Source organism: Pseudomonas sp. D8002, from assembly GCF_013385695.1.
Classification (GTDB): domain Bacteria; phylum Pseudomonadota; class Gammaproteobacteria; order Pseudomonadales; family Pseudomonadaceae; genus Aquipseudomonas.
In genome coordinates, this window is the sequence record NZ_JACAPM010000049.1 from 235,215 (window position 1) to 247,125 (window position 11,911).

8 protein-coding genes are annotated in these 11,911 nt (G+C 61.9%); 1 reads left to right on the forward strand and 7 read right to left on the reverse strand.

Annotated elements, in window-relative coordinates:
* Positions 1 to 12: 12 nt before the first annotated feature.
* The 3 genes from maiA to hmgA are packed head-to-tail and all read right to left on the reverse strand — an operon-like array spanning position 13 to position 3,234.
* Positions 13 to 648 carry a maleylacetoacetate isomerase gene (maiA, locus tag HX807_RS27105; RefSeq protein WP_008438576.1) on the reverse strand — a complete coding sequence of 212 codons (636 nt, stop codon included), beginning with the start codon at positions 646 to 648 and terminating at the stop codon, positions 13 to 15.
* 12 nt (positions 649 to 660) lie between these two features.
* On the reverse strand, positions 661 to 1,947 hold the full coding sequence (gene fahA / locus HX807_RS27110; RefSeq protein WP_177051636.1) for a fumarylacetoacetase: 1,287 nt from the start codon (positions 1,945 to 1,947) through the stop codon (positions 661 to 663).
* Positions 1,948 to 1,950: 3 nt separating this feature from the next.
* Positions 1,951 to 3,234 carry a homogentisate 1,2-dioxygenase gene (hmgA, locus tag HX807_RS27115; protein ID WP_177046350.1) on the reverse strand — a complete coding sequence of 428 codons (1,284 nt, stop codon included), beginning with the start codon at positions 3,232 to 3,234 and terminating at the stop codon, positions 1,951 to 1,953.
* Between the two features lie 119 nt (positions 3,235 to 3,353).
* On the opposite strand from hmgA, the gene HX807_RS27120 reads away from it, so the two are divergent.
* Positions 3,354 to 4,142 (forward strand): IclR family transcriptional regulator, encoded by a 789-nt coding sequence (locus tag HX807_RS27120; protein WP_008438587.1) that lies wholly within the window; start codon positions 3,354 to 3,356, stop codon positions 4,140 to 4,142.
* A gap of 155 nt (positions 4,143 to 4,297) precedes the next feature.
* Here HX807_RS27120 and HX807_RS27125 read toward each other — a convergent pair whose 3' ends face one another.
* The 4 genes from HX807_RS27125 to HX807_RS27140 all read right to left on the reverse strand — a co-directional run bounded on the left by HX807_RS27125 (position 4,298) and on the right by HX807_RS27140 (position 11,641).
* Positions 4,298 to 6,787, reverse strand: coding sequence for a LuxR C-terminal-related transcriptional regulator (locus HX807_RS27125; protein ID WP_177051638.1), 2,490 nt, complete (start codon positions 6,785 to 6,787; stop codon positions 4,298 to 4,300).
* A 272-nt stretch (positions 6,788 to 7,059) separates the two neighbouring features.
* A complete protein-coding gene (locus tag HX807_RS27130; RefSeq protein ID WP_003212808.1) occupies positions 7,060 to 8,427 on the reverse strand; it encodes a DUF1329 domain-containing protein in 1,368 nt (455 codons plus the stop codon).
* A 26-nt stretch (positions 8,428 to 8,453) separates the two neighbouring features.
* Positions 8,454 to 10,244 (reverse strand): DUF1302 domain-containing protein, encoded by a 1,791-nt coding sequence (locus HX807_RS27135; RefSeq protein WP_023659149.1) that lies wholly within the window; start codon positions 10,242 to 10,244, stop codon positions 8,454 to 8,456.
* A gap of 485 nt (positions 10,245 to 10,729) precedes the next feature.
* On the reverse strand, positions 10,730 to 11,641 hold the full coding sequence (locus HX807_RS27140) for an SDR family oxidoreductase (RefSeq protein ID WP_008438591.1): 912 nt from the start codon (positions 11,639 to 11,641) through the stop codon (positions 10,730 to 10,732).
* Between the last annotated feature and the right edge of the window lie 270 nt (positions 11,642 to 11,911).

Sequence of the window (11,911 nt, forward strand, 5' to 3'; positions counted from 1 at the left end):
GAGCCTGGAGATTTATGGGGTATCCGGTTGGTTGGCGGGATGAGCCGCCATGAACGCCGGATGCTGCGCCGCCAACCCCGCCACCCGCTGAATGCGCGGGTACGCCGCCAGCGACACCTTGAACCGCTCGGCCGCATACAACTGTGGAATCAAGAACGTATCCGCCATCCCCGGCTGCTCGCCAAAGCAATAACCCTGATCACCAATCAACTGCTCAACCGCCGCCAGGCCCTGGCTGATCCAGTGCCCGATCCACTCCAGCACCTGCGCTTCATCGTGCCCCCATTGCTTGAGCAGATTCTGGGTACTGGAGTTGTGCAGCGGGTGGATGTCGCAACCGATGATCGACGCCACCGCGCGCTCATGGGCGCGGGTTGCCAGATCCGTGGAGAGCAACGGCACCTGTGGATAACGTTCCTCCAGGTATTCGATGATTGCCGGCGACTGGATCAACACATCACCCTCATCGGTGCGCAAGGCCGGCACGCGACCTTGCGGGTTGATCGCCAGATACTCCGGCTGATGGTTGGCGCCGCCCTTGGGCACCAGCAGGTTGACCGGCACGGCGGTGAAGTCCAGGCCCTTGAGGGCCAGCGCGATCCGCACCCGGTAGGACGAAGTGGAGCGGTAGTAGGTATAGAGTTCCATGGCCCTGCCCTCTCAGCGCGCCGCGACCACGGTACCCCGGCATTCGCCGAAGCCGATGGAGGCAAAACCGTCGCGGGTGCAGCGGGCACGCAGGATGATTTCGTCGCCATCTTCAAGGAATTTCCGCACCTCGCCGGAGGCCAGTTCGATCGGCTTTTTACCGCCCTCGGTGATTTCCAGCAGACTGCCGAATTGTCCGGCTTCAGGCCCCGACAAGGTGCCCGAACCAAACAGGTCACCCGCCTGCAACTGGCAGCCATTGACGCTGTGGTGCGCAACCATCTGCGCGACGGTCCAGTACATGTGTTGGGTGTTGCTCAGGGTCAGGCGATGGGCCGGCAGGTTCTGCTCGCGCATCGAGGCGGTGGTCAGCAGCACTTCCAGTTCGATATCAAAACCACCGGCCGCCTGGTCGCGCTTGTCCAGCAGGTATGCCAGCGGTTGTGGGTCGCCTTCAGGGCGCGCCGGTTGTGCCTTGCGGAACGGTTCCAGGGCTTCAGCCGTCACCACCCATGGCGAAATGCTGGTGATGAAACTCTTCGACAGGAACGGGCCCAGCGGCTGGTATTCCCAGGCCTGGATATCCCGCGCCGACCAGTCGTTGAGCAGGCAGAAACCGGCGATGTGATCAGCCGCGTCGCCGATGGCAATCGAGTCGCCCATGGCATTGCCCTGGCCGATCCAGATGCCCAGCTCCAGCTCGTAGTCCAGGCGTGCGCAGGGGCCGAAGGTCGGCTCGGTCTGGCCGGCTGGCAGGGTCTGGCCTTTCGGGCGGCGGACCTCGGTGCCCGACGGGCGAATCGTCGACGCGCGGCCGTGGTAGCCGATCGGCACATACTTGTAGTTGGGCAGCAGCGGGTTGTCCGGGCGGAACAGCTTGCCGACGTTTTGCGCGTGCTCGATGCCCACGTAGAAGTCGGTGTAGTCGTTGATCCTGGCCGGCAGGTGCATCTGGCAATCGGCAGCCGGGTGCAGCGCAGCTTGCAGTTTGCCTTGCTGGTCGCTGCCTTCGGCCAACAGTTCCAGCAGGCGTTCACGCAAGGCCACGCGCGGGCCACGGCCGAGTTCGAAAAACGCGTTCAATTGGCCGCCAGCGGTGGCTTCAACGGCCCGGCGGGCTTCGCCTTCAAAGCATTCCAGCGCGGCGTGCAGATCAAGAATCTGCTCGCCAATCGCCACGCCACTGCGCGGTGCCGAGCCATTAACGCTGAACCCCCCCAACGGCAGGTTTTGCAGCGGGAAATCCCGGTGACCGTTGGCGGAAACCACCCAACTGCGGGTGAGATTAGGCTGAGTCATGGGTTATCTCCGATTCGGGTTGAAGGTTGCAGGGAGCGAGGCCCAGCAAGCGTCGTAGGAAGGTTGCAGTTGCGGGCATTCCAGCGCGAACTGTGTAGGACGCAGCACTTGGCTGGTCTCGAACATGAACGCCATGGTGTTATCAATCTTGTGGGGCTCAAGCGTCGCGTTGATGGCTTTGGTGCAAGTCTCGCCATCCGGGCCGTGGGCGCTCATGCAGCTGTGCAACGACGCACCGCCGGGCACGAAGCCTTCAGCCTTGGCGTCATAGGCACCCTGGATCAGGCCCATGTATTCGTTCATCAGGTTGCGGTGGAACCACGGTGGCCGGAAGGTGTTTTCGGCGACCATCCAGCGGGGCGGGAAGATCACGAAGTCGAGGTTGGCCAGGCCGTGCACGCTGGTGGGCGAGGTCAATACGGTGAAGATCGACGGGTCCGGGTGATCGAAGCTCACGGTGCCGATGGTGTTGAAACGACGCAGGTCGTATTTGTACGGCACGTTGTTGCCGTGCCACGCCACCACGTTCAGCGGCGAATGGTCGAGCTGGCAGCCCCACAGTTCACCGAGGAATTTCTGCACCAGCGTGGTCGGTTGCTTGAGGTCTTCGTAATGGGCGACCGGCGTGAGGAAATCCCGTGGGTTGGCCAGGCCGTTGCTGCCGATAGGACCAAGGTCCGGCAGGCGCAGTGGCGCGCCATGGTTCTCGGCGACGTAACCGCGGGCCTGGGCATCCAGCAGTTCGACGCGGAATTTCAGGCCGCGGGGCAGCACGACGATTTCCAGTGGCTCGACTTCCAGCACACCCAGTTCGGTCGCAATGCGCAGGCGGCCCTGTTCGGGAACGACCAACAGTTCGCCGTCCGCGTTGAAGAACACGCGGTCCATCGAACGGTTGGCGCGGTAGTTGTAGATGCTGATGCCCGAGGGTTTTTCCGATCCGGAATTGGCGACCATGCCTACAAGGCCATCGATGAAATCTGTCGGCTCACCCGGAATATCCAGCGGGTTCCAGCGCAGGCGGTTGGGCGTCACAGCGCCCAGCGGTCCACCGGCCAATTGCCGTTCCAGCTTGACGAACGCCGGGTGATTGGCCGACGGCTGGATGCGGTACAACCAGGTGCGCCGGGCTTCGCTGCGGGCCATGGTGAAGGCGGTGCCGGAGAAGAGTTCGGTGTACAGCCCGTAGGGCGCTTTCTGCGGGGCGTTCTGGCCGACGGGCAATGCACCGGGCAAGGCTTCAGTGGCAAATTCATTGCCAAAACCCGATTGGTATTCGAGGGTCATGGATCGTCCTCTGAGCGGAAGTTGTTTTTATCGTAATCCAGTTACGCATAACGTAATTTGATACCTGTTGACCGTCAAGCTATAAAGACGCCCATTCGTCTTTCGGATTCATGCCTTCCATGGAAAAGCCGCCCGCCCCCCGCGACACCGGTAAACAGAAAGTCCGCTCGGCTGAAGTGGGCACCGACATCCTCAAGGCCCTGGCTGAACTGTCGCCGGCCACCTCGTTGTCGCGCCTGGCCGAGCACGTGCAAATGCCGGCGAGCAAGGTCCACCGCTATTTGCAGGCGCTGATTGCCTCGGGTTTTGCCGAACAGAACACCGCCACCAACCATTACGGCCTGGGCCGTGAAGCCTTGCGCGTGGGGCTGGCCGCGCTGGGCAGCATGGACGTGCTGAAAGTCGCCGCCCTGCCCCTGGCGGAACTGCGGGATGAGTTGAATGAAACCTGCTTCCTGGCCGTCTGGGGTAACCAGGGCGCGACGGTGGTGCATATCGAGCCGGCGGTGCGCGCGGTGACGGTGGTCACGCAATTGGGCTCGGTGTTGCCGTTGCTCAGTTCGTCCACCGGGCTGGTGTTCAGTGCGTTCCTGCCGTCGCGGGAAACCGTGGAGTTGCGCGAGCGGGAGATTCAGGCGGGCGTTGCCCATGCGTTGGCGGATGACCAGGAATACGCGACCACCTGTGAGCAGATCCGCCAGCGCGGCTTGCACTTTGTGCATGGTTTGCTGATGCCGGGTGTGGACGCGTTGTCGGCGCCGGTGTTCAACGCGGTCGGGCAAGTGGCGGCGGTGTTGACCGTGGTGGGGCCGACGTCGCTGTTCCATGCCGATGAAGACGGCCCGGCGGCGAAGCGTTTGCTGGCGGCGACCCAGGCGGTGAGTTGGCGCATGGGTTATCAGCCGTAACGCTCAGTATCAGGCACCCAACAGAACAAAATGTGGGAGCGGGCTTGCTCGCGAATGCAGTCTGTCAGTTAAAGCATAAGTGACTGATACACCGCATTCGCGAGCAAGCCCGCTCCCACATTTGATCGTCATTGTTTGACGAATAGTGCATGGCTTCAGGCCATCAAGCCCAGCGTCTTGGCTTTCGCCACCGCCTGGGTGCGCCGCTCCACCCCCAACTTGCTGTGAATCCTCCGCGCATGGGTTTTTACCGTGTGCAGCGAGATAAACAATTGGCTGGCAATTTCCAGATTGGAATTGCCCTGGGCAATCAGTTGCAGCACCTCAAGCTCGCGCTGGCTCAGGGGATTTTCCCCCGCCGCCGCCGGGCATTCCTGCGGTTCCAGCCCCAATGCACTCAACAACCCCGGTTGCCTGAGGCGCAGCTCGCGAATCGCCTGCTGTACCTGGCAACGCCCCGCCAGTTCCAATCCGGCTTCCAGCGAGCGCACGGCCAACGGGCGATCGCCGACTTGCCAGGCCACTTCCCCCAGCACCAAGTGCAACTCCGCTTCCAGGCACAGCATGCCCCGCTGACGGGCGGCCTCCAGTAACGCACTCAGGCGGGCGACAGGCTCTTCGGCGCGATGCAATTTCACTTCGGCCAGCACCTGCAAATATTCAAGCCTGGGGATCAACTCCAGGGTGGCCGGCGGTGCTTGTTTCGCCTTGGGGCCACGGTAGTGCCGCAGCACCCGGGTCACCGCCTCCAGGGTCAGTTCGGCGCGACCCTGTTGCAGCCAGAAATGCCCGCTGAGCAACAGCAATACGGCGCGATAGACGGTGTCGGGCACCTGGCGTTGCTGCATCAGGCGTTCAGCGTCGCGCAACTGGATAAACGCCTGGGCGTAATCGCCCTTGTTGGCGGCCAATAGCGCCAGTCCCAGGTAGCCGTAGAGCACGCGTTTGTCCTGGCTGTGCAGGCACATGCCCAGGCCGGATTCGAAGCATTCGGCGGCCACGGCGTCGTGGCCCTGGCGCAGCGCCAGGTGCCCACGCCGCAAGCAAATCCGTCCCATCAACGGCCCGGCTTTAAGCCGCTGTTGCACCAGCATGCGCTGCACATTCTCCAGCAGGCTTTGGGCCCGATACGGCGCGCCGCGCTGCTCCAGCAACTGCGCATGATCGAGCTCCAACAATGCCTCCAACAGCAGTGAGCCGTGGGAGCGCGCCAGGCACAACGCCTCGCGGTTCAGCGCCTGGGCCACGTCCAGCTCGCCACGCAGCAAGGCTTGCTGGGTCAGGCCCGACAGGCACATCAGGCGCGACGTCCAGGCGCTCTCGGGCAAGTCTTGCAGGGCTTCGAGAAAATGTTCCCGGGCCCGTGCGGCTTCGCCGCCCAGATGCAACAGCCAGCCCCATTGCGCCTGCCAGCGGGCCAGCAGATAACGCTGCAGGTGCGCGGTCGGTTGCGGAGTGAAACGCGCCAGTTGGTCAATGCACAACGCCGCCTGGTCGAAACGCCCGGCAAACAGCAACGCCGCCGTGACCAAGCCCACCAGTTGCGCCGAGCCCAGCATCAATTCATCACCATGCTGCTCATGCAGGCGCAACAACAGCACCGCGTTTTGCTGGCGGAACAGGTCTTCAAAACTGAAATGCTGCAACAGGCTTACGGCCACTTCGTACTCTTCGGCCTGCAACGCTTGCTCAAAGGCTGCTTGCCAGTCCTCGGCGGCGGTAAACCATTGGCACGCGCGCCGGTGCCAGGAGCGCCTGGCCGGCCAGGGTTCGGCGCGCATCAGTTGGGCCAGTGGCGGGAAGACTTGCAGCCAGTCGGTGGACTCCTCCCAGGGCTCGATAAAGGCGCCCAGCGTCTGCAAGTCTCGCAGGTAGTCGCCACCATCACCAAAGCCGAACAGGTGGTCACACAAGCTCGGGTTGAAGCGTGGCAGGTGCGCGAGTACTCGCCAGGCCTCGGCCAATTCCGGCGCCAGGCCCGTGAACAACTCGTGTTGCAGGTAGTCGAGCAAGGTTTTGTCCGGGTGCCCGTCGCCTTCAAGCAATCCGATACGCACTCCGGCGCACCAGCCGGCGCTGAACTGCAACACCTTGTCGGCGCTGGGCCCGGCCAAGTGCTGGATTTCGCTGGGGTCAAACGCCAACTCGGCAGCGCTGCTTTCCCACAGTTCATCATCAAGCAACAGCCGGGGCCAGTTGCAGGCCGGCCGCCGCCGCGCGCCGATCCACCAGGTCAAGGCCGGGCTGCTGGCCGCCAGAATGCGGTCAAGCAACCCATCCAGTTCAGGCGCCGGCACGCGGCAGAAGTCATCGAGAAACAACCAGGCCGGCGCTTGCCAGCGGTTCAGGGCCAGCAGCAACGTGGGCTCATCAACAAAGTCGAGGCCAAGGCTTTGCGCCAGGCGCTGACACAAATCCGAGGCCACGCCATTCAGCGGCAACCAGTACACCTGGCACTGCGAAGGCGCCTGCAACGCGCACTCGGCGAGCAATGCACTCTTGCCGCTGCCGGCCGGGGCGCAGAGCAACTTCACCCGTGCCGTGGCGTTGAGCAGCGGCACGGCCAGGCGCGGGCGCAACAGATGATGGGGAGACAAGCGTGGCATGAATCCAGGACGATCCAGACAACGGGTCATGGCGGTCATTACTGCGTCCCTGTTTTTTATTATTAGGCGGCGTGCGCCCTACCCTAGTCCTGTGGCTGGCGGTTGTTGAGGAGTATTCAGCAGGCTGATTGGCGGGCATAAAAAAGCCGGGAGCCAAAAGGCCACCCGGCACTCGTTCTAAAGGTGGAACACAGTAAATGTGGGAGCGGGCTTGCTCGCGAAGGCGGTGTATCAGTCACTGATGCTTTAACTGACAGACCGCCTTCGCGAGCAAGCCCGCTCCCACAGTTTGATCGCATTTCAATCAGGTTTTAGCGCACGCCTTCCGAGCGCAATGCTGCCGGCGTGTAGTCGGCCGCCTTGGCCGCAAAGCCGAACACAAAGCTGCTCTTCTCTTCGTTCTTCATGCCCAGGGCGATGTAGCGCCCGGCGATGATGTCGTACAGGGTTTCGACGGTGTAGGCCGGCACCTGATGGTCGTAGTAGAACTGCGCGTGACCTTCAGCAACACGCCACAGCTGGCCGCGGCCGTCGTAGTGGTCCACCAGCGCCACCTGCCAGCTGTCTTCGTCGATGTACATGTGGCGCTTGGCGTAGATGTGCCGTTCGCTCGGCTTGACCGTGCCGATCACTTCCCAGACCCGGTGCAGCTCGTAGCGGGTCAAATCCTGGTTGATGTGGCCGGCCTTGATGATGTCGTCGTACTTGAGGGTCGGCGAGTCGAGCTTGTAGCTGTTGTAGGGAATGTACATCTCCTTCTTGCCCACCAGCTTCCAGTCGTAGCGGTCGGGGGCGCCGGAGAACATGTCGAAGTTATCCGAGGTGCGCAGGCCGTCGGCCGCAGTGCCCGGCCCGTCGTAGGCCACTTGCGGCGCACGGCGTACCCGGCGCTGACCGGCGTTGTAGACCCAGGCCAGGCGCGGTTCCTTCACCTGGTCGAGCGTCTCATGCACCAACAGTACGTTGCCGGCCAGGCGCGCCGGAGCGGTCACCGATTGTTTGAAGAAGGTCAGTACGTTGGCGCCCTTGACCGGGTCCATGTCCGGGATCAGTTGCGGTACGGCCACTTCTTCCTCGAAACGGATCGGCGTGTAGCTGCCGTTGGTTTGCGGCGTGGCTTGGGTGATGATGCGGCGCAGGTTGCCGCCGTGGTAACGGGTGATGTGGTTCCACAGCACTTCCACGCCATTTTTCGGAATCGGGAAGGCGTAGTAGCGGTTGCCGGTGAAATTTTCCAGGCCATTGCCGTCGTTGATCGCGTGTACGTTGAGCGCGCTGCGCTTGATCGACTCGTAGATCTCCGGCGGCAGGTTGACCGTGCGGTGGGTCGGGTACACGGGGATCTTGTAGGTTTGCGGGTAGCGCTTGAACATCGCCACCTGGCCTTCGGACAGTTTGTCCTTGTACTTGTCGACCGTAGCGGCGGTGATCACGAACAGCGGCTTTTCATTGGCGAACGGGTCAGCGAGGAAACCCTTGCTGTCCACCGCCCCGGCGTTTTTCGGGATACCACCGGTCCATGCCGGGATCGAACCATCGGCGTTACCGGCCTTCTCGGCGCCCACCGGGGTCAGGGTAGTGCCGAGCTTGGCCGCTTCTTCCGGCGACACTGCGGCCATCACGTTGGCGGCCAACAGGCTCAGGGCCAACACCCCGCATTGCAGAATCATTTTGCGCATAGTCTCTTGTCCTTACTTAAGCCAAATCAGAAGTTCACGCCAAAGCTGAGGGCGATGAAGTCGCGGTCGGTGAGGGTGTTGTAGTCACCGCCAAAAAAGTCGGTGTAGCTCAGGCTCGCGGTGTAGGTGTTGCGGTAGTCCGCATCCACGCCGACGCTGATGGCCTTGGCGCCTTCGTTGAACAGGCCGTTGGGGCCGTAGCCGCTGACGTCCTGGGACCACGACACGTTGGGCTTGAGGTTGACCCCGGCGAATACGTTGTTGTAATCGAGGATGGCCCGGGCGCGATAACCCCAGGAGTTGGCCGTGACAAACCCATCAGTGTCGCCGCCGAAGCCGTACTGGCCGTAGACCGAGTCACGGCCATAACGCAGCTTGGATTTCGCCTCCAGCCCACCGACGTGCACAAAGGCCGCCTCGCCCACCAGGGTCAGGCGTTCGGCGCCCAGTACCTGGTCGAAGAATTGGGTCATGGTGCTCTGGATCTGGGTGATTTCCTTGCGGCGGTAGCCGGCGTTGTCGGCACCGAAGGAACTGCTGATCGGTGAAGCGGCGTTGCCGGCAATCGGGTTGACCAGGGCCAGCGTCAGGTCGGTGGTGTTGAGTTGTACGGGGGCATTCGGGCGGTAGCTGATTTCGCCGGTCCAGGCGGTGCCGGTGGGCAAGGTGGTGGAGAAACTGGCACCGAACAGGCGGATGTTTTCCGGGTAGTCGAGGTAATACTGGCCGCGACCGAGCATCGTGCTTTGCGCCAGGCCGGCCCCGGTACCCGGGGCGATCCCGTTGGCCGCGTTGGCAATAGCGCCAATGGTTGCCAGGTTGGTGTTGGCGGTGATGGTACCGACGGTGGGCGTGCGGCTGTGATAGTTCATGAAGTACAGGCCGTACTCGGTGTCATCCCCCAGCCAGCGCAACGCCATGCCGAACTGGCCGCCATCGCGCGCCTCGCGGTCTTTTGCACGCTGCACCACTACGCCTTCTTTCGTAACCTGGAAGCCCTGGCCAAACGCCGCCGCTACCGGTTGCAATGGTGCAATCGCCGGGCTGCCGACGGTGTAGTTGCCGTTGCAGCCATGGGCCACCACGTCGTTACCGAAGAAGGTGCCGCAGTTGTCCACCACGGTGTTTTCCCAGTTCAACTGGTAGAAACCTTCCACGCTCAACTGGTTGGTGAGGCTTTGGGAGGCGAACACCATGTTGACCGGAATCAGGCCTTCCTTGATCTCGGCGCCAGGGCGGCGGAACGCGGAAACGTCGATGGGGTTGATGCTGTTGATGGAGTTGCCGATGAACGTACTTTCCCCCCAACTGACCACCTGTTTACCGACGCGCACGTTGCCCGGCAAATCGCCGATGGAATAGTTGTGATAGACAAATGCATCGAGTAATTCGTAGCCGGAAGAGCGCGCGCCTTCGTCGCGGTGGTTATTGCTGATCTGCTTGAATTCGCGGTCTTCGTCCTGCAGTTCAAAGTCGTACCAGTACTTGCCGCGCACGAACACGCCGCTGTCGCCGTACTTGAGTTCCAGGTCGTGGATGCCCTTGAAGATCTTGGAGAAGGTCTCGCCCTTCTTGAAGTTCAGGCGACCATCATCGCCGGTGGAGGCCTGGCCCGTTCCGCCGTTGGGAATGCCCACCAGCTTCTTGTCGGCATCGCGCATGCCCCAGCTGGCACCGACCGACAGCGAGGAATCGAATTGCCCTTCGATCTCGCCGATGTTGAACGAAACAGCCTGCGCCTGGGCACAGCAACCCAAAGCAACCGCAGCGGCCAGCGCCTGTGGCCTGAAGATGGCGCGCATTGTTGTTTTTGTCATGCGTCTTCCCCGGTGATGTGACAGAAGGCCCCACCCTACTGCCCGCGATCAGGAGCGATAAGCGCACCAAGGAGGTATTCGTGTTGTCGCTCGAAAGGATGAGAGGGCGCTCTGGCCGGGGTCTTGGAGAGGCCATGGACGAGATGGATGAAGGATTATCAGGAGGATGGATGAGGTGTTATTGCCACTGTTGCGGGTTTGGTAACAGTCCTTGTCTCGAATCGCTATTTTTCATTTTGTAACAAAAGCCTATTCTTGCCTGGCTTTCAGGGCAAACCGCCCGCTTCCAGAACCTGGAGGAACAGCCATTTTTTTATGGATTGATCAATATTTTCAATCTGTTACCGGTGTTCACTGACGTTGATTTATTGCTCCTTGATCAAACGTCTTACTTCAGCCGCTGCCTTTGCAGCGGCTTTTTTTATGCCTGAAATAAAGCGGGGCGCCATGGCGCCCCGCTTGATTAAAACTTTTTCACGTAATGATCACAGGCTGTACTTCTGCAGGTTGGCCATCATCTCCTTCAAGGCCTCGATGTTGTCCTTGGGGTGAGCGGCCCCGTCGAAGTCACAGATTTGCTGCCAGTGGGCGGCGACATCATCCGGGGAGAACCCGGCTTCAGGATCAAACCCAACCCCCAGGCTGCGCTCCCAGCGGGTCTTGCCGATCCAGCCGCCGCCCACCTCAAACAGCCCGGAGGTTTCCTGACACGCCTCGCTGCCCAGGTACACCACCAGCGGGCTGATCAATTCCGGCTTGAGGCGTTCGAAGACTTGCGGCGGGATCAGGCCTTCGGTCATGCGTGTACCGCCGGTGGGGGCGATGGCGTTGACCAGGATGTTGTTCTTGCGGCCTTCCAGCGCCAGGGTGCGGGTCAGGCCGTACAGGCCGAGCTTGGCCATGCCGTAGTTGGACTGGCCGAAGTTGCCGTAGATACCGGAGGTGGAGGCGGTGAAGATCACCCGGCCGTAGGCTTGTTCACGCAGGTGGGGCCAGGCGGCGCGGGTGACTTTGTAGGCGCCTTCGACGTGTACGCGGTAGACCAGGTCCCAGTCGCTGTCTTCCATTTTGTGGAAGGTTTTGTCCCGCAGGATCCCGGCGTTGTTGACCACGACGTCGATGCGGCCGAAGGCGTCGAGGGCGTTCTGGACGATCTTGTCACCGTCAGTGACGGAGTCGTGGTTGGCCTCGGCAATGCCGCCGGCTTCGCGGATTTCGGCCACTACGCGGTCGGCCGCCGAGGCGTTGGCGCCTTCGCCCTGGGTTGAGCCGCCAAGATCGTTGACCAGCACTTTGGCGCCGTGTCTGGCGAACAGGAGTGCGTGGGCGCGGCCTAGTCCGCCGCCGGCACCGGTGACGATCACGACCTTGTCTTGGAACTGCACAGGCTCACTCATTGGGGACTCCAGGGGTGGTTAGGGGTGGATGGGTTGAGTGTCAGGCACGGGGCTTGTGGTCACAATAAATACGGTTGGGGGTGAATGGTGCGCGATAAGGCTGGGGGATGATTGGTGTGGGGTAGATGGGGTACATATCCGTTATTTAGGTAACGGCGGCTTATGGTTCCGCTCTTACAGCGGGTCACTTTTGGCAAACGCCCCAAAAGTAACCAAAAGGTCTTTGCCCCACCACTCGGTGCCTCGCCTAGGCTCGGCATGCCCGCACTC